The organism is Collinsella sp. MSK.8.10 (assembly GCF_019041915.1).
Classification (GTDB): domain Bacteria; phylum Actinomycetota; class Coriobacteriia; order Coriobacteriales; family Coriobacteriaceae; genus Collinsella.
The window spans coordinates 550128-573564 of record NZ_JAHPYF010000001.1 but is presented as its reverse complement, the minus strand read 5'-3'; the positions used below and the strand labels follow the sequence as shown (position 1 = coordinate 573564).

Genomic DNA, 23437 nt, shown 5'->3' with positions numbered 1-23437 from the left:
GATGAGGAGGTTTCCATGGCAGATCGCGGCATCGTTGCGGTGTTCGGCAGCATGAACATGGACCTTTCGGTGGCGTGCGAGCGCATACCGCGTGCGGGCGAGACCGTCGGCGGCAGCGGGTTTATCACCAACGCCGGCGGCAAGGGCGCCAATCAGGCCGTAGCTGCCGCGCGTATGGGCGCGTGCACGCACATGATCGGCGCGGTCGGTCGCGACGCGTTCGGCGCATCGCTCGTGGTGGGGCTCCAAGACACCGGCGTGGACTGTGACTTTGTAGTGCATCGCGATGACGTGGAGACGGGAACGGCGACCATCATTCGCTGCGAGGGCGACAACCGCATCGTACTGTCACCGGGCGCCAACCATGCGCTTGCGGGCGCGGACGTTGCCCGCGCGCTGAGGCGTCTGGTGGCCCATGAGCTCGACGGCGACGCCAGCGAGATTGCCCCGGCTGCCGGAAGCGTCTTTATCGCCCAAGGCGAATGTGACCTTGCGGCGACGGCCGAGGCGCTTGTTTGTGCTCACGAGCTGGGGTTCTATACGGTCTTTAATCCAGCGCCTGCCTGCGAGCTGCCTGCGGAGGTCTGGCCTGCGGTCGACCTGGTCTGCCCCAACGAGACCGAGTGCCAGGTTCTGACGGGCATTCTGCCCACGGATGATGCAAGCTGCGTCGCGGCGCTCAATGCGCTGCTCGACAAGGGTGCCGGGGCTGCGGTCATCACGTTGGGCGGTGCCGGCTCGGTTACGCTCGGCGATGGCGGTGAGCTGCTGCGCATGCCGGCACTTTCGAGTACGGTAGTCGATACCACGGCCGCCGGCGATACGTTTATCGGCGCGTTGGCGGCGGCTCGCCTAGAGGGCCTGCCGCTCTTTGAGTGCATGGCCGCGGGTGCTCGCGCCTCGGCAGTGACGGTGTCGCGCCTGGGCGCTCAGCAATCGATTCCCACGCGCGCCGAAGTTGAACATTGGTTTGGTTAAACGATAAAGACGGAGAAGCGGAGTAGAACAATGACAACCAAGAAGCTGATCCTTGATCTGGATATGGGTGTGGACGATGCGATGGCGCTGGCCTATGCCATCGCGAGCCCCGAGGTGGAGCTCGTGGGCATCACCACGTGCTTTGGCAACGTGCGCGTCGAGCAATCGGCGCACAACTGCCTTGCGGTGCTCGATCTGCTGGGTCGCCCCGAGGTTCCGGTGTACCTGGGTGCCGACCGTCCTCTGCAGGCGACTGAGCCCTATACGCCGCCGGCGTCCACCGCGCTCATTCACGGCAAGAACGGCATCGGCGGCGCGAGCGTGCCCGCGTCGCCCTACGAGCCGGTGGGGGCGACCTCGGCCGACGGCAACGCTGCGGTCGATTATCTGATCGATGCCGCGCGCACCTATGGTCCCGATCTGGTCTACGTAGCGACTGGCCCGCTCTCCAACCTGGCGCTCGCCCTGGAGCGCGATGCGGCGGCGATGATGTCCATCGGCCGCGTGGCCGTGATGGGCGGCGCCCTTACCGTGCCCGGCAACGTGAGCGCGGGCGCCGAGGCCAATATGGCGAGCGACCCCGAGGCAGCCGACGCGGTGCTGCGCTCGGGCCGTAAGCTCACCATGGTGGGTCTGGACGTGACGCATCGCGTGGTGCTCACACGCCGCGACATTGCCGGCTGGACGGGCTCGGGCACCATGGCGGGCTGCGCATTTGCGAGCATGGTCGAGCACTACATTGGCTCGTACGAGATGAACGCACCCTACCTGGGTGGTTGTGCGCTGCACGATCCGCTGGCCGTTGCCGTGGCGATCGACCCCACGCTCGTAGGTGCGCTCGGCTGCAACCTGCGTGTTGATCTGCTGGGCGAGTACCGCGGTCGCACCATCTGCGATGAGCGCCGCCTGTCCGATCCGGACAAGAGCGCGCTTGTGGCACTGACCGTGGATGCTCCGCGCTTCCTGTCCGAGTTCAAGACGCGTATGGCCCGTGTCCTTGGCTAAGTTGTCTTTTTGGACGGGGCTTTTTTGACTGGTATGATTGGTACGACCATTCGAACCAGCTAAAAGAGCCCCGTCCCAATTTGACTATCGAGAGGATCTGCCATGGAGCGCATCGCCAGCTTTTCCGTTGATCATCTGCTGCTTGAGCCCGGCGTGTATGTGAGCCGCATCGACCGCGATCCGGCGACCGGTGCTGCCGTCACCACGTTTGACCTGCGCCTGACCACGCCCAACAAGGAGCCGGTCATGAACACCGCCGAGTGCCACACCATCGAGCACCTGGGTGCAACGTTCTTGCGCAATCATGCCGAGTGGTCGGGCCGCATTGTCTACTTTGGCCCCATGGGCTGCCGCACGGGCTTTTACCTCGTTGTGTTTGGCGAGGTGACGAGCGAGGAGATCCTGCCGCTCGTGCGTGAGCTGTTCGAGTTTGTCGCCGACTTTGAGGGCGATGTCCCCGGTGCCGCTCCCGAGGAGTGCGGCAACTACCTGGACCAGAACCTTCCCATGGCTAACTGGCTCGCGCGCCGTTACCTCGACCGCGACCTGGCCGATATCGACGAGAAGCACCTGCACTATCAGCAGGCATAAGGGCTTTATCGCCCAAAACGCGCGCATTGGGCGCCTTCGCTTATGCGGGGGCGCCTTTTTGTTGATTGGTCGGGACGAGCGTTCAAAATCGCTCATGTTTGTTCTAGAATGTTCGTATAGTCACATTTACGAACAGGAGTGAACATGCATATCTGCTCTGTCAACGATCCCGAGTTCAAATCCTATGGCAACGTTTGGAATAACGTTCCGTCCGAGCTCACGTCGCCCGTGCTCGAGGCGCTTTCTGCCACGTCCATTCCCGAGGGCAGCAAGTACGTAGCAAGTGCGCCGGAGCTCGAGGGCGTCAAGGATGCCGATAAACTGGGCTTTCTCATGTTTGGCGGCCGACCCTTCCAGCTGGGCTGGTGCAATGGCCACAACACGCAGCTCAACTGCCTGGAGTATCACCGCGCCAGCGAGTTCAACCTGGGCGCGCGCGACTTTATCCTGCTCGTGGCGCATCGCTGGGAGATCGAGGACGGTAAGCTCGACACCGCGTGCGTCAAGGCGTTCCGCGTGCCGGCGGGTACGGTCGTCGAAGTCTTCAACACCACGCTCCACTACACGCCCTGCATGGTCGATGACGGCGGCTTCCAGGTGATGGTGGCGCTGCCGGCGGGCACCAACGGCCCGCGCCCCGAGGCTGCATCCGACATGCCTGCTGCCGGCGACAGCTACTGCTACTGGAAGGCCGACAAGTGGGTCCTCTGCCACGCCGACAGCCCCAAGGCAGCCGAAGGCGGCTACGTAGGCCTCATCGGCAAAAATCTCGACATCACCGTGGACTAGCGCATCGCCCCAAACCACCACAAAGGTGCCTGTCTCCTTTGCGGTGGTTTGGGGCGGGCAGATATCGGGAAGTGCCAGACGGGGGAGGCTGCCGGGCGCCTTGCCGTCTGCGGATTTTGGGACATGTGGCCCGCTTTTTGAGCCTGCCTGTCGGTACACTAAAAGCACTATGGGTACCCGCGAGCGACATATCGGCAACGCGGCCGCCCGATCCGCACCCGTGGCGGATCCCAGGGGCGGCAGGCTCTTCGCCATGCCGCGATTCCTTGTTGGCATAACACATCAGGTGTACCGCCACCGCGTCTTTGCTATCGCCGGTGTCATCACCGCGATGTTCCTCATGCTTTTGGCAGTCTTGCCGGCGCTGTTCGCCTTCGACCCCAAACTTTCTAACGCCGTGCCCGCCTATAGCGAGGTGTCCGAAGAGGTCGTGGATGCGCTCGTCCATTCGAGCTCTCTGCCGTTGCTTGTTGCCGCAATTGCATTTTCGATCTGGGGCGTATCGGTCTATCTGCGCTGTTTGGACTATGTGTTGCGCCGCCGTCTTGTTGCCATCGCCACCATCTGCGCCCTGTGGATGATCGAAGTCATTCTCAAGTACAAGTCGTTCACGCCGTTCTATGCCACCGTGCTGTGGTACCTGTACTACGTGCCCATGACGCTCATTCCGCTGCTCTACCAGTTGTGTGGTCTGCGCCTTGCGGGCCTGGAGCAACACCGCCTGGGTCGCCGCTACTGCGCTGCGCTGTGGATTATGGCTATCCTGCTTATCGGATTTGTGCTCACCAACGATTTTCACCAGCAGGTCTTCCACTTTGACCGTACAAGCGACACCTGGAGCAACGATTACACGTACGGCTGGGGTTATTTCGCCGTCCTCGTGTGGACGGCCTTTAACTTTGTGGCCTTTTTTATCCTGGTGGGCCGGTCCTCGTCCTTTCGCATCCAACGTTTCTCGGGCACGGCGGCGCTCGTGCTGCTGGGCGGCGCGTTCTTTGCCATCTCATATGCGTTGCGCGTGCCTTGGGCATGGAGGCTCAACTTCTCGCTCGTCTATTGCGTCTTGTGCGTGGTGGCGATGGAAATCTGTCTCGATTGCGGTGTCGTTCCGTCATATCACGACATCGCCGGCATTTTCGACACCTTGCCGCTTGACCTCAAAGTTCTAACGCGCGACCTGCAGGAAGTCTATGCCACGCCAGTGTCAAAGCCAATGCCGGTGGGCGTGCGCGAGGAGTTGCGGACCCAGGCGCACAGCCGCGCCCATGCCTTTGCCGTGGCGTCCGATCCCGATGTGATGTGCCGTGCCTTTCCACTGCTGGGCGGATCGGCCCTGCTTGCCCAAGACGTGTCGGATCTCAACGAGCTTAACCGTGAACTGGCACATCGTCGTATGGAGCTGCAGCGTCAAAATGAGCTGCTCGCCGCCGACTACGACCTTAAGACGCACCTGGCAGACCAAGAGGCCGAGACCTTGCTGGTCCAAGACGTGGACCAGGCGCTTGCCCGCGCGCTCGAAGGGATGTACGACCTGCTGAGCTCGCTGCCGCCGTTGACCGATGAATCGTCTTCGCACGAGCGTTACCGCATGCTGCAGCGCGCCAAGATGCTCGTCGCCTATTGCAAGCGCAAGGGGTCGCTCACGTTGGCACAGCACGGGGAGAGCGGTTTTGATTGCGACCGCATTCAGCTCATTGCCAACGAGCTCGCAAGCGACCTGCGCACCATCGATATCGATTGCGCCTCGATTATCGCCATACGGCGCCCGATGCACGCCAGTACGGTAAGCGCCCTGTACGACTGCGTGTATGACTTTGCGTTTTTTGCCTACACCACCGACCATCCGGCGCTTATGTATCACTTGGGCGATCATGACCGATGCAGTGTCGAGCTGCGTGCCGCGCTTTTTTCCAACGATGATGCAGATCTTTCGCAGACGCCCGCTGCGCAAGAGCTCGAAAGCGCTCTGCAAGGGCGCAACGTGGCATACCGCCTTGAGGGCGAGCCCGGCCAGCTGCGCATGATCGTCTTGATGCCGAGGGCGGGTGAGTGACGATGCAGATTTCGCTCATTCTTCCCCAAATCGTTGCGCTCGATGTTGTCTTTGCCCTGGCTGCGTGTCTGCAGACGATCCACGTCCCGCTCATCGCATCGCGCCGCTCGTCCTATAACCGTAAGGTGATTTGTGCCTACGAGGCGAGCCTTGTGCTTCACCTAATTATTTCGGTGCTCATCTTGTTCGCGTCGTCTGGCTCATATCTGGTGGCGCCGCTTGACGTTTGCGCCAGGGCAATGGGCGGAGCGTTGTGGCTCAATGCCGTGATCTTTGCCTACGGCATGGTGCTTATGGTGCACTATCGTCGCCCCGTCATGCTGGCCGAACTGTTGCTCGTTGCCGCCGTGACACCGCCGGTGGTTTTTGCCATGGGCTCGGCGTGGACCACGGTCCTTATCGCAGAGGGAGCGTTTTTCCTGTTCCGCTCCATTGCGGCGCTCTTGATGGATGTCCGCAACCGCCAGGAGGATATCACCGCGTTCTCGACGATCGAAACCATCAACGTGATTCCCGTGGGCATCCTGTATCTGGACCCGAGGGGCCGTCCGCTGCTCATGAACCGCTGCATGCGAAAAAACCTGGTGGAGCTTCATATGCCCACCGACCTAGGCGATATGAGCGGTACATGGAACGACCTGCGCAAACTCAGCATGCAAATGCCCGAAAGCAGCCAGAACCGCGTGCAGATTAATCTGGACCGCTTTGGTGAGGCGCGCGTTGTGGTCGAGGTTTCTCCCGCCGAGATTCGCTTGTTCGTGCACGATGACGTTATGGTTTCGGGCCGCCTCTTCGAGCGCATTATCGGTCTGGATGTAACAGAGTATGCGCATGCCCATGATCGCCTAGCGCAAGCCAACCACCTGCTTGAGCTTGCGGGCCAAGAGCTCCAAGCCCAGATCGAAGAAGTCAAAAAAGTTGCTGACAATGCGGCCTATCTGCGTATGCGCGCTCGCGTGCACGACGTGATCGGGCAGCGCCTGTCCATTCTCCATCGTTATCTGGAGGAAGGGCGCCTGGATGACGAGTCACTCGAGCAGATCGACCCGCTGCTGCGCTCAATCGCTGCCGATCTGCGCAGCGGGGGCGACAGCGAACCGGCAGAGCAACTGGGCGATATCGTCCATGCCTTTGGCCTGGTGAGCGTGCAGATCGATGTGGAGGGCGAGCTGCCAAACGACGCGCGTGTCGCCGCAGCATTTTTGCAGATTATCCGCGAAGCCTCGACCAATGCCACCAAGCATGCACAGGCCCATCAGGTCCATGTGCGCCTGTGGCAGGAGGGGACAGAAGACGGCGCTGTCGCGCGGATGGTCGTTTCTAACGACGGCGCGCCTGCACCCGTATCGTATCGCGAGGGAACGGGTATCCCAGGTATGAGGCATGTCGCACAGAATCTGGGCGGCAGCCTGGAAGTCCACACCGCCCCGCCCTTCACGCTTACGGTGTCCATTCCGCTCGCCTCCAGCGCCACGGCCCAAAGGAGAAGTTCATGATTCGCGTGTTAATCGTCGAAGACCAGGCCATCCTGCGCGAGAGCCTCGCGCGCTCCGTCGGTGACCAGCCCGATATGACCGTCGTCGCCGCGATCGCCGATGCCTCCGAGGCCTTGGGTGTCGCGCTCAAGGAGCGCCCGGACATGATACTGATGGATGTGTGCACCGAGCACGATTCCAACGGCATCGTGGCGGCGGCGCACATCAAAGAACAACTGCCCGAGTGCCGCGTCATTATCATGACGGGTATGCCCGAGATCACATTTGTGGACCAGGCACGCGAGGCGGGCGTCGACAGCTTTGTGTACAAGAACGTCGGTATCGACGAGCTTTTCGCCGTGATGCGCTCCACGCTGGCGGGTTACTGCACGTTTCCCAAGCCGCCCGAGAGCATCTTCTCGGGCACGGCGGCCCTCGACGATGTCGAGCTGTCGATCTTGCGCCTTGCCTGCGAGGGCAAAAGCCGTCGCGAGATCGCGGCCGAGCTGTTTATGAGCGAGGGCACCATCAAGCGTCGCATCTCGGAGATCCTGAGCAAGACCGGCTACGACAACATCATGCGCCTGGCCGTGCACGCGGTGACCGAGGGCAGCATCGTTCCCAACATGGAGCGCTAAAGCTCGTCGCGCATCGGCATAAAAACGACGGGGCCGCAGGATCAACTCCTGCGGCCCCGCCTGGTGTGCGCGGATATGTCCGCCAATCCGCGGCTGTCGGTGTCTGTCGCTACGCGATGGTCGCGGTGTAGGAAGCGACGTCCTCGTAGGAATCGGTCAGGTAGGCGTCGATGCCGATGGTCGTGTTGACCAGGTCGTCAAGGCTGTCAAGCTCGCCGCTCGAGAACGTGAACTCCTCGGTGGCGTTGGTGCCGGGCATCAGGTGAGCCGAGAACCAGGGTTCCTTCATGGTGCCGTTGACGTTGGTCTTGCCGGAAGGAGCGTAGAAGGTCAGGTCCTTGTCGCTCTTGTTGGTGATGTTGACGACAAAGCCGATATCGCCCCAGTCGTCCTTGAACTTCTCGGTGATGGTGATGGTGCACAGATCGTCATCGGCGACGGTGACGGCGGGGGAGATTTCGACGTTCTGGACATCGTCGTCTTCGACGGCCTCATCGATCTCCTCTTCCTTCTCGGCCGCCTCGCGATCCTTCTTCACCGTGCCGGACAGGTCCTTGTCGGACTTGGTAAAGACAAGATTTCCGTCATCTTCTTCGAGGATGAGTTTGCCGTCCTTGAGCTTCATGTCATACGACTCGTCTTCGGCGGTGAGGGTTACGGTGGTGGCGTCCTTTGCCTCCCATTTAAGGTCGACGACTTCAAGGAACAGGTCGAGGGCACCTGTACCGTCCTCATCGAGAATCAGGACGCAGTGGACACCCCAATCCTCGAGCATCTTCATGTACTCATCGGTTAGCTCTTCGCCATCCACGGTTCCACCCGAGAGTTCCCAGCTGCCGACGAAGTTGGCCTTGGGGTCTTTGCCGCCGCCGCTGCAGCCCGTCAGGGCAAAGGCGAGCGCCAGGACGCATGTCAGAAATGCGAGTGCGGACTTTTTGAACGTTGTCTTCATGGTGTCCTCCTTTATCGAACGAAACCCATAGAAGCAAATGCGGGGGTGGCGGACCTCCCCGCCAATTACCGGATAGAGGGGCTAGGGCCTGGGCGTTCCGCAGTTGCTGCAGAACTTGCCGCCGTTTTCGCTGCCGCAGTTGGGGCAGAACCACTTGGCCGGTGCCGGGGCGGGTGCGGGACTACCGCACTCGGAGCAGAACTTGCCGGTGTTGGTGGCGCCGCAGCTGCAGGTCCACGTGCCGGCCGCAGGTGCGGCGACAGGAGCCGGGGCGGGTGCCGGAGCCGGCTGCGGGGCAGCCTGTTGCTGTGCCTGACCGGCGGCGAACAGCTGGCTAGCGTTCATGCCGCCCATGCCACCTGCCATGCCCATGCCCATAAAGCCTGCCATCGCGCCGTTGGGGTTGGCGGCTGCCGCGCGCATCGCATCGCTCTGGGCGCTGGCGATGTTGGCTGCCGCCATGGTGGGATCGCGCATGACCGCGGCTTTCTGCAGGTCCTTGATCATCTGCTCGTCTTCTTGCGAGGCGGCGATGGAGTTGACGCCAAAGCTTACGATCTCAACGCCGCGCAGGTCACGCCAGTCGGCAGAGAGGACCTCGTTGAGCGCGCGGGCGAGCTCGGTGGTGTGGCCGGGGATGGCGCTGTAGCGGATGCCCATCTCCGAGATCTTGGCAAAGGCGGGCTGCAGGGCGGTGAGCAGCTCGGACTTAAGCTGGCTGTCGATCTTGTCGCGCGTATAGCTATCGGTCACGTTGCCGCACACATTGGTGTAGAACAGCAGCGGGTTGGTGATACGGTACGAATACTCGCCGTTGCAGCGAACGGAGATGTCGACATCCAGACCGATATTGTTGTCGACTACGCGGAAGGGCACGGGAGAGGCGGTGCCGTACTTGTTGCCGATGATCTCCTTGGTGTTGATGAAGTAGACGCGCTGGTCCTTGCCCGCGTCGCCGCCAAAGGTAAAGCGGCTGCCGATATTGGCGAAGGTCTCCTTGATGGAGTCGCCCAGGTTGCCGCTAAAGACGCTCGGCTCGCTGCCGGTGTCAAAGACGAACTCACCGGGCTCCAGCGCGACTTCGATGATCTTGCCGTTTTGCACCACGAGCATGCCCTGGCCGTCGTTGACGGCGATGACCGAGCCGTTGGAGATGACGTTGTCCTCGCCGCGCGTGTTGGAGCTGCGGCCGCCGGTGCGCTTGCTGCCCTTGCAGGCCAAGACGTCAGCGGGCATCGATTCGCAGTAGATAAATTCCTTCCACTGGTCGGCCATGACGCCGCCGGCAGCACCCAATCCAGCTTTCAAGAGTCCCATGGTGATCTCCCTTTCTCGTCAAAGGCCGGGTGGTATTGGTCAGGATGGTTAATCGTCCTTGTCGTCCTTCATGACAACGGTGGTCTCGGTGTGGCTGAAGGTGTCGTGCTTCTCGGTCAGGTCGAGCTCGCCACAGTAGCAATCGGCGTGGGTGGCCTCGTTGGCCGTCTTGAGCTGGCCCACCAGCAGCACGTCTGCGATGACCACGATGATCAGCGGCGCGACGATGTTGATGAGGATGCCCTCGATATCAAAGGTGAGGTAATCCGGATCGAAGGCGTTCTCACCCATGAAGAGGATCTGGGAGAGGACAAATCCGATCACAAAGAACAGCGCCGAGGCGATAGCGAGCTTGGGCTTGGAGCAAGGAAGCTCGCCGACCATACGGCCGGTTTGGCCGTTCATGGCAAACAGGTAGCTCTTGCCGTTCCACGAGGTGGAAAGCATCCACACGGGGAACAGGGCATAGTCGCTGTCTTCCCAGGTGTAGTCGAGCTGCTTGCTTTCGACCGTGGCATCGTCATATTCGTCGACGACGGTTTCGCGCAGGGCCGAGATCGTGCTTTCCTCCATGCGGCGTTCGGCGCGCGCCTTGCAGGTTTCGCAGTCCTCGTCGTAGCGGTTGGCGATGTAGCCGGGCATATACGCGACCGAAAACGGGCGCAGGGCATCGTAGTCAAACGGCTCGATGGCGTCCATGTGGCCGTCGGGCATCTTGGACGATCCGTCGACGGGCACGCGCTTAAACGAGATGTTTCCCTTGCGGTAGGCGTCGTAGTGGTCGGTGGTCGTGACGGTGCGGTCGGATTCCTCGGTCACGGTCTCGTTGGTCGCATCGAAGCACACTTCGCCGTCCACGCGGGCGCCGTAAAGCCAAAACGGCACGTAAACGCCTTGGACTTCGTCGATGTGGTTGCCGGTGACAAAGCTCTTGGGCAGCAGGATCTTGCCCTTGTAGTGCTCTTTGAGCGCGGCCATAACGTCGTCGCGGCCGAGCTTAAACGGAATTACCAGGTCGGGCGAGAAGTCGCCCGAGAGCTGGCCGGGTGCCACGGCGGGGTTGCCGCAGTACGGGCAGGTGGTAACGGCGACGGTGCCATCCGAGATTAGCTCGGCGCCGCACGACGAGCAGATATAGCCGGCGTTTTGGGCGAGCTCCTGCACCGCAGCGTCGGTCGCGGGCTTGGGCGTTGCGGCTGCCGCATCGGCTTTGGCATCGGCCTTGTCCTGGCGCTCGCGATAGAGGGCCTCGACTTCTTCGACTTCAAAGCGCGAGTCACAGTAGTCGCAGACGAGCTTTTGCTCGGCGCTTGCAAAATGCAAGGGGCCACCGCAGGCAGGGCACTGATAGTTAACGCTCTCGAAGGCCATGATCGGTCCTTTCCGTGCCGGGGGCTATGCGCCGATGGCGCCGCCGCAGTATTCGCAGCGCCCGCTGGCATCGGGAATGGTGGTGGCTCCGCAGAAGGGGCAGGTCACCGCGGTCTTGGGGGCCTTGGCGGCCACGACGCTGTCGCGCGTCTCCTGGCGCAGCTGCACCAGCGCATCGCGGACTTCGGTTGCCTGGCGCTTGGCCTCGCGGTATTCGATGGAGCCGCGCTGATCGATGGTGGAGTCGTTCACGCGCAGGTTGATCTCGGTAAAGTACGGCGTGTTGACGTGGATGGTCAGATTAAAGTCGTAATCCAGGTCGTAGCGCGGCGGGTTGTAGCTCTCGCGCTCGCCGTCCTTGGTCTCGCGATAGATCTCGGTGCGCTGCTCGTCGATATCCATATCGCAGCCGAGTACCTGCGAGAACTCGATGATGTCGGGATTGGCGTCGCGCCAGCGGCTCTGCGAAGTGATGATCAGCAGGCCCGCGTCCTCATCGAGCATAATATTGGTGCGCCCGGCAGAAAGCGTGCGCGTGGGGTTGAACGAAGACAGGCGCTCGGCGTTGGCCTCGCGGTAGGCGAGTTGCTCACGGATATCGTCCGCGGTGCTGGAGCGATAGCCGTGAAAGTAGGGGGAGAGCTTGCCGGCGCACTCTTTGCACAGGTAGCCTTCATTGATTTTTGTCTTACCTAGAAGTCCCAGCTCGGTACCGCAAATCGCGCACTCTTTCTTCTCGAACATCTTGTCAAAGAAGCCCATGGCTGCCTCCCATCAACTGGTAGCGTGTGTCACTTTTGATGATGGGGGAGTGCGCGATCCTTCGCGATACCCAGACGGCTCAAGGAGTCTCCACAACTGGGACACATGGCCCATTTTTGACTAGTCGTTGGGGACGTTCTTCGGCCACTCATTGGGGACGTACTTAAATGAGCGGTAGTTGGAGACACTCCTTGTCGAGCTAGAGGTCGCGCGTGTCCCTTCTGGTCCATGCGGCTAAAAATCGCGGCGTGATGTGAACGGCTGGGGTCAAATTTGCAGCATTTCGAGCTCGGCTTCGATATTGAGATTGGTTCTTTATTAAAATGGAATTCCAGACAATTGAGCGGCCGGGGGTTAACCATGAGGGGCATGGGAGACACAACCGCATATCTGCGTCGGGGCATTCGGGAGATTATATGCCTGGCGCTGTTCTCCTTCACGTTTTTGGCGTGCGAGTATCTCTTTGATGTGCGCATGGCCGAGTTCGTGTCTCCGAACGAGGTCGTTATTTATGAGAGCCTTGTCCTCGGCGCGAGCGTGATTGGCTTTTTGTGCGTCCCATTCTGTATTATCACCGTTCCCATGCCATCGACGCAACGAGTGACGTCACGGGCGTTTTGCTGGTGGCGGCATTGCTGCTGTTGATTATGGCGGTTCAGGTTGAGGTAATAATTGCCGGAGGTTTGGTGGCGTGCTGCGCGCTGGGCTACTGCGGATCGACTGCTCACGCAAACTTTGCGCGGCGCTTTGCGCGGACGCCTTGCTTGGCGCGCGCCGCAGCACTTTCCTATGCCATGGGCGTTCTGGTACAGGTGTTCAACCACATGGTGATGCCTGTCGGTATTCCTCAGCAGGCTGTTCTGGTTGTCTGTGCGATCGTGCAGGTGGCGTTGCTCCACGGTGCCCGACGCGCCAAACTGCGCGACGAGTCCGATCCCAACTTTGAACCCAGCGTTGCCGGACTTTCGGTAGATGCTTTGGAATATGGCGCCAAGTGGCAAGACGATCCCAAGGCAAAGGCGGCATTCCGCCGCGCCGTAGTTCGCCTGACCGTGGCGACGGTGTATCTTTCCGGCGTATTCGCCGCTCTCAACGCTGGCCTCACGACCTTGCATGCTGTCGGAGCCGTTGATTTGGGTGACTGGCCGCGCCTACTGCTTGTCGTGAGCTCGTTGGCCGCTGGCGTCCTATTTGACCTGCACGGTCGTTCGTATATGAATATCGGCATGACATGCGCCGCCATGTTGTCCACGCTTTCGTTCTTTGTGCTCATCGTCGATGGCAATGGCGGCAACGAGCTTGCTGCCACGATCATCTTTTATCTGGGCTCAGGCTTCTTTGTGGTGTTCTTTACCACAAAATATGCCGCCGTCTCGCTTTATGCGCGCTGGTCATATTTTTGGCCGTGCATGGGTCGCGTCGTCAACAACGTGTGCTCGATGTTCGTGACGGCGCCGGCAGTGGCGATCATCTCGAGTCAAAACGTGCTGGCTGCGGTCGGCGCGGCGCTCGTGATGTTTGTGGGCATTGCGATTACGCTGCTGGGACAGTTGGGGCAACGAGCCGATGACGCCGTGATACGGGGCGAGCTGGCACCTGCCACCGATGATCTTGGTGGGGATCTTGCGCCCACGTGCTCCGACTCCGTGCCCGTGGAGGCAGCGGAGCTCACGTCAGATGAGCGCCTCGATGCTTTCGTCGTCACCTTTGGGCTTACAGAGCGCGAGCGCGATATTCTTGAGGTCTTGGTCGTTTCGGACCAGAGCGTTCAGGACATCGCCACAACGCTCTTCCTTTCGCGCTCCACGCTCTATCGCCACATTTCTTCGATCAACAAAAAGGCCGGTACCGCCTCGCGTGTAGCCCTTATCAACTTCTTCTGGTCCTGGACGCCCAAGGACTAGCTAATCCTCCAATTAGTTGCGGTGGAATAGTCCCTAAATTAAAGTCACGGGGCTTTAAACAGGAACTATTTCACCGCAACTGCTGGGGGGATAGACTGCGGCGGCGGCAGCTGTGGTAGTGGCAACGGCAGCTGGCAGGGTGTTTTCCGTCTACTTGCTACAGCAGCTCGCCGTGGCGGGCAATGTAGCGGCGCTTTGCCAGCTGGGTGAGCGCGATATAGGCGGTAACGATGCCAATGAGCAGCCCAAAAAAGCTCGTGGGCAGCGGCATGAGGCCGAGCGCATCGGCGATGGGGCTTGCCGGCAGCCAGGTGACGAGCGCCAGGCCCAGCACGGTAAGAACGCACAATGCGGGCGCGGCGTGGTCGCGCGGGCTCGGCAGATGCGGGGAGCGCAACATGTGGACCACGAGTGTCTGCGACCACATGGACTCGACAAACCAGCCGCTCTGGAAGAGCGCAGCAAAGGTCGCCATACCCGCGACGTCGCCCGCGGCGGCAAGCTCGGACCAGCTTGCGTCCACGGCGGCGGGGCACACGACAAAGAAGAGCGCGGCGAAGGTCACGATGTCAAACAGCGAGCTCACGGGGCCCAGCTCGAGCATAAAGCCCTTGATGGACGCGGCGTCCCAGGCACGCGGGCGGGCAGTCCAGGCGTCATCGACGGTGTCCCACGGCAGTGCGATGCACACGATCTCGTAGACCAGCGACAGCAGAACCAGCTGCAGGGCGCTCATGGGCAAAAACGGCAAGAACAGGCTCGCGACGGTCACGGACAGCACATTGCCAAAGTTGGAGCTCACCGTGGTCTTGAGGTACTTGAGCAGGTTGCCGTAAGTGCGGCGGCCTTCGATGATGCCGCGCTCGAGCACGCCCAGGTCCTTCTGAAGCAAGATGATATCGGCGGATTCCTTGGCAATGTCGACGGCCGAATCGACCGAGATGCCGCAATCGCTCGCACGCATGGCGGCGGCGTCGTTGATGCCGTCGACCATAAAGCCCACGGTGTGGCCGAGCATCTCGCGCATGACACGTACCAGGCGCGCCTTCTGCAGCGGCGAGAGCTTGGCGAAGAGGTGGGTTTTCTCGGCGCGCTCGGCAAGTTCGGCGTCATCGAGCGCATCGATCTCGGAGCCGAGCAAGACGTTGCTCGCATCGATACCAATCTGCTCGCAGACGGTGGCGGCGACGCGGTCGTTGTCGCCGGTTAGGACCTTGACCGCCACGCCCTTGGCCTCGAGGGTGGCGACGGCGCCCGCGGCACTTGCTTTGGGCGGATCGAGGAAGGCCAAAAAGCCCATCAGCACCATGTCGCACTCGTCGGCGATGCCAAACTCGCCCACGCAGCGCGGATTGGTCTTCTGCGCCACGGCAATTACGCGTAGGCCCTCGGCGTTAAGTCCGGCGATCTGCTTGCGAATCTGGGCGAGCTTCTCGTCGGTGAGCGGCTGAGCGATGCCATCGATCTCGACAAAGGAGCAGATCTCGAGCATTTCCTCGGCGGCGCCCTTGGTAACCATCTGGGTTTTGCCTTGGGCGTCGGCGACAACTACGCTCAGGCGACGGCGCGAGAAATCGAAGGGAACCTCGTCGACCTTGGTGTAGCGGTCGCGCAGGCTCTGGCCCAGCATGGAATCGGGTGCGACGGTCGAGGGTGTCACATCGGCACGGTCGATTACGGCCAGGTCGATAAGATTTTTGAGGCCGGTCTGGAAGAAGCTGTTCAAAAACGCATGGCGCAGCACGCGCGCGTCCTCGTTGCCATCGGTGTTGAGGTAGCGCTCGAGCACGATGCGGTCTTCGGTGAGGGTGCCGGTCTTGTCGCAGCACAGGACGTCCATCGCTCCGAGGTTTTGAATCGCCGGCAGCTCCTTGACGATAACCTGGCGACGGGCGAGGTCCTTGGCGCCCTGCGACAGGCTCGTGGTCACGATGACGGGAAGCATCTGCGGCGTGATGCCCACGGCCACGCTCGTGGCGAACAGCAGCGCGTCGATGACGTTGCCCTTGGTGGCGGCGTTGATGGCAAAGACGGCCGGCGCCATAACGAGCATCAGGCGCACCAGCAGCATGGAGACGCTCGAGACGCCGCGGTCAAACGCGCTTTTTTCGCCGCGCCCGTTGAGCATCTTGGCGATGCCGCCCAGGTAGGTGTCCGAGTCGGTGGCAACGACAAGCGCCATGGCGGCGCCGTTTTGCACGGAGGTGCCGGTAAAGACGATGTTCTTGCAGGCAGAGAGTGGCAGTGCGGAGCCGTCGGCGCCCTCGACGACGGTGACGGCGGTGGTCTTCTCGACGGCCTCGCTCTCGCCGGTGAGTGCGGACTCGATCACAAACAGGTCGCGCGCGGTGATGATGCGGGCATCTGCCGGCACCATATCGCCGGCAGAGAGACGGATTACATCGCCGGGGACGAGCTCGTCGAAGGGGATCTCGATGCGCTCGCCGTCGCGCAGGGCGGTGCAAGTGTTGGAGACCAGGTCCTTGAGGGCCTCGGCCGCATTGCCGCTGCGGGCTTCCTGGATAAACTTCATGCCGCCCGATACCAGCAGCATGGTGCCGATGACGATGACCGTGGAGGGGTCGCGCTGCGGTTCGGGCACGGCGAGCACGTCGATGTAGAGCGAGACCAGTGCGAGCGCGGCGAGGATGCCGGCGAAGGGATCGATGAACGCGTCGGCGATGCGGCGGGCGAGCGTTTTGGTCGTTGCCTCGATGGCGTTGGGGCCGACGGCGTTCAGGCGCTCAGTTGCCTGCTCGACGGTGAGGCCGTTTGCCGTGGCGTCAAGCAGTACGAGGGCGTCCTCGGCACTATGGGTGGCGGCGAATATGGTGTTCTTGGACAGGCCGGTATGAGCGGCAGGGCGCGCCGTGCGGCGGCGCTTGGAGATGGCTTCGAGTACCGTGACGGTTTTGAGCATCAGCATAGGGTCCTCCTTGTTGAGGGGAGTTAGCGTACGTGTCGTATTTGCTTCAAAAAACCTAGATGTCGCTCACGTCAAGCTCTTGAGCCCACAAAGGGTGCAGCGCGCCTTTGCGGTGGTTTTGGCGATCTGCCGGTGGCGTTTATGCGTGTGCGGAGTCCTCGCGGCGTGCCGAGGGCGACATGCAGGTTTTTCGACTAGGACTGCCTTCCATGGCACACCTCCTAAAGGCTGAGCGCAGCGCGCTTTGGGTATCTCGTACCCCTTTTTAATCCGCCCGTATTCTTGATGAGGGGGTTTGACATGTCAACCCCATTGTTCGGAAAACCATTCCCCCTGACAAAGCCTTTACAGAATGCCGTGGCCCCAAAGCGCGCCCGCATCGACGCTTCGCCTGCGCTAAACTGGAAGGCACGTACGCGATTACGAGAGGAGCCCGCATGGAGGCTTACAAGCAAGAGTTCATCAAGTTTATGGTCGAGTCCGACGTCCTTAAGTTCGGCAGCTTTACGCTCAAGAGCGGCCGTCAGTCCCCGTTCTTTATGAACGCCGGCGCTTACGTGACGGGCTATCAGCTCAAGAAGCTGGGCGAGTATTACGCCCAGGCCATCCACGATAACTTTGGCGACGACTTTGATGTGCTGTTTGGACCGGCCTACAAGGGTATTCCGCTGGCCGTCGTGACCGCAATTGCCTACCACGAGCTGTACGGCAAGGAGGTCAAGTACTGCTGCGACCGCAAGGAGGCCAAGGACCACGGTGCCGATAAGGGCAACCTGCTGGGTTATGAGCCCAAGGACGGCGACCGTGTGGTCATGGTCGAGGACGTTACCACCAGCGGCAAGTCCATCGACGAGACCTATCCCAAGGTCAAGGCTGCTGCCGATGTCGAGATCAAGGGCCTGATCGTGTCCCTCAACCGCATGGAGGTCGGCAAGGGCGGTGTGACCACCGCGCAGAAGGAGATCGAGGCCAAGTACGGTTTCCCCGTCGCGAGCATCGTCTCCATGGCTGAGGTCGTCGAGACCCTCTACAACCACGAGATCGACGGCAAGGTTGTCATCGACGACGAGCTCAAGACCGCCATCGACGCCTACTACGAGCAGTACGGAGCACGTTAGTTACGGCGTTTTACCAAACGCCGTAACTGCTCGACGCTGCGCGGGCCGCATTTGGACAATCTGACGTTCAACTTCAAGGGCGCGACCAGAAGGTCAGCGCCCTTTCGTTTCACGTCACCTTGTCTCAAATGCGACCCGCTCGCTGTCCGTTCTCTACCTGCGGCGTCGTCTTGCTCCGAATGCGGCTCGCTCGCTGTCGTTGCCGAAACATCGGCGTTGCCGGACTAGTCATTGGGGACGTTCATAAATGACTACTCAGGAATGAGCGTGGATAATCTCCCGTTTTTGGCCTGTGTGCAGGCTCAAAGTGGGAGATTATCCACGCTCGCTTTAATTTGCCTGGGTTGCGATGCCTATCTAATCGGCTCGGCGTCTTCCCTGAGAATCGAAAGATACTCTTCATACCCGTACTGCCGGTATCTCTGTCTTGACTCGTCGAGCGGACGGAGGATACCCAATTCTTCAAATGATTTGACGAGCGAGCTCGCGGTACTCCTGCCGATATCGAGTTGGGCAGCGATGAATGCGGTGTCGACGATGGGGTGCTCTTCAAGAATGCCCAACAGCCTTTGCCCGTTTGCAGCAGTCCTTCCGAGATTTTCGGTAATGGTTGCTGTGGAACGGTTATGGAGGTCAACAAGGTTTTTTAAAGACCCTACCGAGTCCTCCGCACTCTCGAGAAGACTGTTGCAGAAAAACTCTATCCATTCCTCGTAAGTGCCTCTCTCCCTTACGGATGTGAGTTGCCGGTAGTACTCGCTTCGATTTTTCTTGAACTGGAACGATGGATAGAACAAGCAAGAATGAAGAACGCCATCATTGATGAGCATAAGTGTAATGAGAAGCCTGCCCAGGCGACCGTTTCCGTCTAGGAATGGATGGGCAATTTCAAATTGGTAATGGACGAGCGCCGCCCGCACAATCGGATCCATTTCGACTTGAGGCTCATTGATAAAGCGTTCGAGGTCCTGGAGCGTGTTACTCAAATCTTCAATGTTTGGAGGGACAAACGATGCGGTTGCAATGGTGCAGCCTGAGGGGCCAATCCAGTTTTGTGAGGAGCGCAGTTCGCCTAGATTCTTCTCCGTTCCGCGCACTCCGTCCAGCAAGACCGCATGAACTTGCCTAAGAAGTCTCGTGCACAAGGGCATCTTTTTGAGCAGTTCTACGCCGCGGTCGACAGCACGGACGTAATTCACGACGTCTGCGACATCTTTATGATGGAGTTGTGTTTGCGATGGACTAAGTAGGTCGTCAAACGTGCACTGGGTTCCCTCAATTTGCGAAGAAAGGAGTGCTTCTTTGCGCACGTACATTGTCAGATACATGTCGGCGTTGGGAACAAAGTAGAGCATGCCTTCAAGCTCTCCAAGCTTTCGTGAGCATGCGGAAAGCGTGCGATAGGTTTCCTCGGTGAGGTTTAGCTGCCTCAATGATTGCAAGGGCGTTGGAAAAAACGAATAGTAAGCCAATTTCCCCGATAGATTATTGCGGAGCGTTCCCTGGCCGTTCTCCTCGATTTGCATCGCGCCCTCCATATCTTTAGTGCCGGAAACTCGTTATTAGGCTAATCATATCAATTCTAATAACGAGTTTAAGGATTAAATAGTTATTAGAATTCATGTAAACAATCTAATGATGAGAAGTCGTTATTACTTGACCATGGAGCTCGGCTTGGTACAAGGGGGTCATCCAAAATGAACGTGGATAATCTCCCGTTTTTGGCTCGGTGACGGCCTCAAAGTCAAAGTGGGAGATTATCCACGCTCGTTAGTTAAGCGTCCGAAAATCCACACTCGCCAAACCTACCAAAAAGGGACGGGTTTATTTTGGCACGTTTCGGTCGGTATCAGGAAGTGTCAGGGACGGGGCGGCGGCAGGACTCGAGAGCGAAAAGAAGTATCGGGTTTGGTGCGCCCGCTTCTGCCCGTCCCGTGTGCAGGCGATACTCGGCTTATCGACCCGCGATGCAAAGGAGATGCTCGCCCCACGAACACTACCGGGAAGGGCTCGCGATTCGAGTCCCCACCTTAGCATTTGAACCATTTGGCACTATAATTACCGTAGGCATGCGCACAACGTTGCGCTTAATCAAGAGGAGAAAACATATGGGTCTGTTTGACATGTTCAAGAAGAAGGCTGAGCCCGCGGCTGCCGCTGCTCCGGCCTCCATCTCTGCTTCTGCTGGCGCCGACGTGCTGTGCTCGCCCGTCAAGGGCAAGGTCATCAAGATGGCCGACGTGCCCGATCCCGTCTTTGGTGGCGAGGTTCTGGGCAAGGGCTGTGCCGTGTGGCCCGAGGACGATCTGGTCTACGCTCCCTGCGACGGTAAGGTGACCGTCACCATGGGTCACGCCGTGGGTCTGCAGTCCGATAGCGGCATCGAGGTTCTGGTGCACGTTGGCGTCGATACCGTCAACATGAACGGCGATGGCTTCGAGGGCTTCGTCAAGGCCGACGACGTTGTGAAGGCTGGCCAGCCCATACTCAAGATCGACCGCGCCAAGATCGCCGCTGCCGGTTACAAGGACTGCGTCGTCGTGGCCGTGTCCAACACCGCCGAGTTTGCCGATGTCGAGCTCACCGTTGAGGCAGAGTCCGCCGTCGCCGCCGGTGACGCCATCGTCAAGGTCGTCCGCAAGTAAACTGCGGCGTCCAAAGGATGTGCAAGGGTGGTCGGGTTTTCCGGCCACCTTTTTTATTGCACCGTGGGGAAGCGTTTTATTGCACGTTGGGCGGGCTTGCAAACCGTTCGGACGCTAAAACGAACCGACCACGCCTTCGCGTTGCCGAGGGTGTTCATAAGTGGATAGTATGGGCTTACTTATTACAACGTGTGCCGCGTCCGGGAAGCGCGGTGCCGCTCATTGGGAGGAACAACATGAAAAAGAAGCTGCTGCTTGCGCCCCTCATGGCCGTCTTGGTTGCATGCGTGGTCGTGCTTTCCGGCTGTGGAGGTCCTTCGGTTGAGGAGCTCATCACCGAGGATCTTACGACGCAGTTTGACGAGGTCAAGAACGGTGGCGACGACTTCCTCTCTGGTCTGGAGGAGGCTTCGGGCGACGAGTTCGAGCAGCTGGGTATCGATCCCAAGGAGTATGCCAAGACCTATCTCGAGGGCTTTGACTACAAGATCGGCGACGTGACGGTCGACGAAGACAAGGGTGTCGCGACCGCCGAGGTCTCCATCACCTGCAAGTCCATGAACAAGATCGTCGAGGACTTCTCCACCCAGTATCAGGAGAAGGTTGCCGCGCTTGACACGGTTCCTTCCGATGACGAGCTGTACAAGATGGCCGGTCAGGTTATGGTCGATGTGACCAAGGCCACCGAGCCCAGGAAGACCACGGTTATCTTCAAGTACACCTGCAACGACGACGGTGAGTGGTCTGCCGACGACTCCGTCAACTCCGAGATGATGGATGCAATGCTGAGCTAGTTCGTTGCGGCGTTTTACCAAACGCCGCAACTGCTCGACGCTGCGCGGTCACCAGAGCGACAACTTGTCATTCAAAGAGGACGGCATGACCAGAAGGTCAATGCCGCCCTCTTTTCATGCCAATTTGTTCGCTCTGGTGACCGCTCGCTGTCGTTGCCAAAACATCGGCGTTGTCATGGCAGTCATTGGGGATGTTCTTAAATGACTAGTCGTTGGTGACGTTCTTGTTTGACTAGTCGTTTAAGAACGTCCCCAACGACTACTTTCCGCGCAACGGTATTGCGACGGCTGGGTTGAGCAGCACCAGCGTTACTCGCCCAGAATCAGCGCCGCGAGCTCTGCCTGGGTGTCCACCACGTAGTCGGCGCCGGCGGCTTCCAGCTCTGCGCGGCCGCGGAAGCCCCAGCTGACGCCCGCGCTCTTAAGGCCGGCGTTGTGGCCGGTCAGGATATCGACATTGGAATCGCCCACATAGAGCGTGGTTGCCGGATTGGCGCCCAGCTTTTCCATCACATGTAGCGTAACGGGTGCTTCGGGCTTGGGCGGAAACGCATCGACACGGCCCTGTACCAGCGCAAAGCGCTCGGAACCAAAATACTTCTCGATAAGCGGAGCCGCCGAGACGTGGTCCTTGTTGGTGAGCACGGCAAGCTGAACGCCCGCGGCGCGTAGGCGGTCGAGCATCTCGATTGTACCGGCATAGGGGGCGGTGTGGTCCTCCTTGTGCTCGCCGTAGTAAGCCCTAAACTCGGCAAGCGTCTGCTCAAACATGCGACCGTCGCCCGCATATTCGGCAGGCATAAAGCGTTCGACGAGCTTGAGCATGCCGTTTCCCACCTTGTAGCGGTACTCGTCGACGGCAAACGTGGGCCAGCCGTGCATCTCGCAGGTATGGTTGCCGGCGGCCGCCAGGTCCTCGAGCGTGTTGAGGATGGTGCCGTCCAGGTCAAAGATCACATGGGAAAAAGCTGCTGCCATGAAAGCTCCCGTCATTGGGTTCCAAAACGCACCCCATGATACTGGGCATGCGTGCCGGGCATGTTTGGAATCTGAATATCTTTAATAGCCCTGAGCCTTTGTCGCTAGCAAATCCTCGGCAGCTGCTCTCCCACGAGCATGTCGAGGATGCGGGTCGAGCCCCAGCCGGTGCGCACGCGCACGGCGGGACGGGCATCCTCGGCAAGTGGCAGCACGCGACCGATGATGGCGGCATTCTCGCCGTAGCGGGCGGCGCGCATGGCGGCTAGCGCGGCATCGGCTTGCTCGGCCGGCACGACGGCAACCATCTTGCCCTCGTTTGCCACCTGCAGCACATCGTAGCCGAGCATCTCGCAGGCGGCCTGCACGTCGGGACGCACGGGCACGGCATCTTCGTCGACCTCCATGGCAACATTGCTGGCCTGGGCAAACTCGTTGAGTGTGGACGCCAGGCCACCGCGCGTGGGGTCGCGAAAGCAACGCGTGCCGGGCGCTGCGGCCAGAACGTCGGCAATCAGGTGGTTGAGCGGCGCGGCATCGCTTTCGATCGTGCTCGAAAACGCCAGGCCCTCGCGTTGGCTCATGATGGCGATACCGTGGTCACCCAGTGTGCCCGACACCAGGATAACGTCGCCGGGCTGGCAGTTGGCGCCGCTGAGCGCCACGCCCGTGGGAACCTCGCCCACGCCGGCGGTATTGATGTAGACGCCGTCGGCCCCGCCGCGCTCGACCACCTTGGTGTCGCCCGTGATTATGGACACGCCCGCCTCACGTGCTGTCTCGGCCATCGTCTGCACAATCTGGTGGAGCTTATCCATGGGATAGCCCTCTTCGAGGATAAAGCCACACGACAGGTAGCGCACGTTGGCGCCCGAGGTCGCGACGTCGTTAACGGTTCCGCACACGGCGAGGCGGCCGATGTTGCCACCGGGGAAGAACTGCGGCGAGACTACAAAGCTGTCAGTCGACATGGCTATGCGCCCGCTCGCGGGCAGCGCGGCGACGCCGGCGTCGTTGCCTTCGAGCAGCTCGGGCGACCCAAATGCATCCAGAAAGACCTCATCGATGATGCGTTTCATCATCTGACCGCCAGAGCCGTGGCCCAACAGGACGGTGCTATCGGTGGCAGTACGGGACATAT

At 60.3% G+C, this 23437-nt stretch carries 19 protein-coding genes; 11 read left to right on the top strand and 8 right to left on the bottom strand.

All coding sequences use genetic code 11. The features are described from left to right. Positions 1 to 15 precede the first annotated feature (15 nt). From KTF55_RS02525 to KTF55_RS02495, 7 genes are all read left to right on the top strand, one after another. Complete coding sequence (locus KTF55_RS02525) at positions 16 to 978, top strand: ribokinase (protein ID WP_217107411.1); 963 nt, start codon at positions 16 to 18, stop codon at positions 976 to 978. Between the two features lie 30 nt (positions 979 to 1008). Then, positions 1009 to 1983, top strand: coding sequence for a nucleoside hydrolase (locus KTF55_RS02520; RefSeq protein WP_217107412.1), 975 nt, complete (start codon positions 1009 to 1011; stop codon positions 1981 to 1983). 102 nt (positions 1984 to 2085) lie between these two features. After that, positions 2086 to 2574 (top strand): S-ribosylhomocysteine lyase, encoded by a 489-nt coding sequence (locus tag KTF55_RS02515; RefSeq protein WP_195521906.1) that lies wholly within the window; start codon positions 2086 to 2088, stop codon positions 2572 to 2574. Positions 2575 to 2718: 144 nt separating this feature from the next. Continuing rightward, complete coding sequence (locus tag KTF55_RS02510; protein ID WP_148332917.1) at positions 2719 to 3363, top strand: DUF4867 family protein; 645 nt, start codon at positions 2719 to 2721, stop codon at positions 3361 to 3363. Between the two features lie 253 nt (positions 3364 to 3616). Further along, entirely contained in the window at positions 3617 to 5416 is a 1800-nt protein-coding gene (locus KTF55_RS02505) for a histidine kinase N-terminal 7TM domain-containing protein (RefSeq protein ID WP_217107413.1), read from the top strand. Positions 5417 to 5418: 2 nt separating this feature from the next. Further along, a complete protein-coding gene (locus KTF55_RS02500) occupies positions 5419 to 6912 on the top strand; it encodes a sensor histidine kinase (protein WP_367303212.1) in 1494 nt (497 codons plus the stop codon). After that, positions 6909 to 7529: a response regulator transcription factor gene (locus KTF55_RS02495; RefSeq protein ID WP_217107415.1), complete on the top strand. Its 621-nt coding sequence runs from the start codon at positions 6909 to 6911 to the stop codon at positions 7527 to 7529. Before KTF55_RS02500 ends, KTF55_RS02495 begins: the two co-directional genes overlap by 4 nt. A 109-nt stretch (positions 7530 to 7638) precedes the next feature. Here the strand turns inward: KTF55_RS02495 and KTF55_RS02490 are convergent, their stop codons facing one another. From KTF55_RS02490 to KTF55_RS02475, 4 genes are all read right to left on the bottom strand, one after another. After that, positions 7639 to 8481, bottom strand: a complete 843-nt coding sequence (locus KTF55_RS02490; protein WP_195363255.1) for a hypothetical protein — start codon at positions 8479 to 8481, stop codon at positions 7639 to 7641. Positions 8482 to 8562: 81 nt separating this feature from the next. Continuing rightward, a complete protein-coding gene (locus KTF55_RS02485; RefSeq protein ID WP_118065976.1) occupies positions 8563 to 9798 on the bottom strand; it encodes an SPFH domain-containing protein in 1236 nt (411 codons plus the stop codon). A 48-nt stretch (positions 9799 to 9846) separates the two neighbouring features. After that, complete coding sequence (locus KTF55_RS02480; protein WP_148332527.1) at positions 9847 to 11169, bottom strand: hypothetical protein; 1323 nt, start codon at positions 11167 to 11169, stop codon at positions 9847 to 9849. A gap of 24 nt (positions 11170 to 11193) precedes the next feature. After that, positions 11194 to 11931, bottom strand: a complete 738-nt coding sequence (locus tag KTF55_RS02475) for a DUF4428 domain-containing protein (RefSeq protein WP_055310636.1) — start codon at positions 11929 to 11931, stop codon at positions 11194 to 11196. A 551-nt stretch (positions 11932 to 12482) separates the two neighbouring features. Between KTF55_RS02475 and KTF55_RS10125 the strand changes: the two genes are divergently transcribed. Further along, positions 12483 to 13835, top strand: a complete 1353-nt coding sequence (locus KTF55_RS10125) for a helix-turn-helix domain-containing protein (protein ID WP_148332525.1) — start codon at positions 12483 to 12485, stop codon at positions 13833 to 13835. Between the two features lie 157 nt (positions 13836 to 13992). Here the strand turns inward: KTF55_RS10125 and mgtA are convergent, their stop codons facing one another. Continuing rightward, positions 13993 to 16761: a magnesium-translocating P-type ATPase gene (gene mgtA, locus KTF55_RS02465; protein WP_217108522.1), complete on the bottom strand. Its 2769-nt coding sequence runs from the start codon at positions 16759 to 16761 to the stop codon at positions 13993 to 13995. A 437-nt stretch (positions 16762 to 17198) separates the two neighbouring features. On the opposite strand from mgtA, the gene pyrE reads away from it, so the two are divergent. Next, a complete protein-coding gene (pyrE, locus tag KTF55_RS02460) occupies positions 17199 to 17879 on the top strand; it encodes an orotate phosphoribosyltransferase (RefSeq protein ID WP_148332521.1) in 681 nt (226 codons plus the stop codon). Between the two features lie 353 nt (positions 17880 to 18232). On the opposite strand, the gene KTF55_RS02455 is transcribed toward pyrE, so the two are convergent. Continuing rightward, positions 18233 to 19405, bottom strand: coding sequence for a Fic family protein (locus KTF55_RS02455; RefSeq protein WP_217107417.1), 1173 nt, complete (start codon positions 19403 to 19405; stop codon positions 18233 to 18235). Positions 19406 to 19987: 582 nt separating this feature from the next. Between KTF55_RS02455 and KTF55_RS02450 the strand changes: the two genes are divergently transcribed. Continuing rightward, positions 19988 to 20524, top strand: a complete 537-nt coding sequence (locus KTF55_RS02450) for a PTS glucose transporter subunit IIA (RefSeq protein WP_035136613.1) — start codon at positions 19988 to 19990, stop codon at positions 20522 to 20524. A 236-nt stretch (positions 20525 to 20760) separates the two neighbouring features. Further along, the gene (locus KTF55_RS02445; RefSeq protein WP_035136614.1) at positions 20761 to 21318 is read left to right on the top strand and encodes a hypothetical protein; all 558 of its coding nucleotides are present in this window, start codon (positions 20761 to 20763) and stop codon (positions 21316 to 21318) included. A 309-nt stretch (positions 21319 to 21627) separates the two neighbouring features. Here KTF55_RS02445 and KTF55_RS02440 read toward each other — a convergent pair whose 3' ends face one another. Next, on the bottom strand, positions 21628 to 22296 hold the full coding sequence (locus tag KTF55_RS02440) for an HAD family hydrolase (RefSeq protein ID WP_226790500.1): 669 nt from the start codon (positions 22294 to 22296) through the stop codon (positions 21628 to 21630). 104 nt (positions 22297 to 22400) lie between these two features. Next, the gene (hypE, locus tag KTF55_RS02435) at positions 22401 to 23435 is read right to left on the bottom strand and encodes a hydrogenase expression/formation protein HypE (RefSeq protein ID WP_117848344.1); all 1035 of its coding nucleotides are present in this window, start codon (positions 23433 to 23435) and stop codon (positions 22401 to 22403) included. Positions 23436 to 23437: the final 2 nt, after the last annotated feature.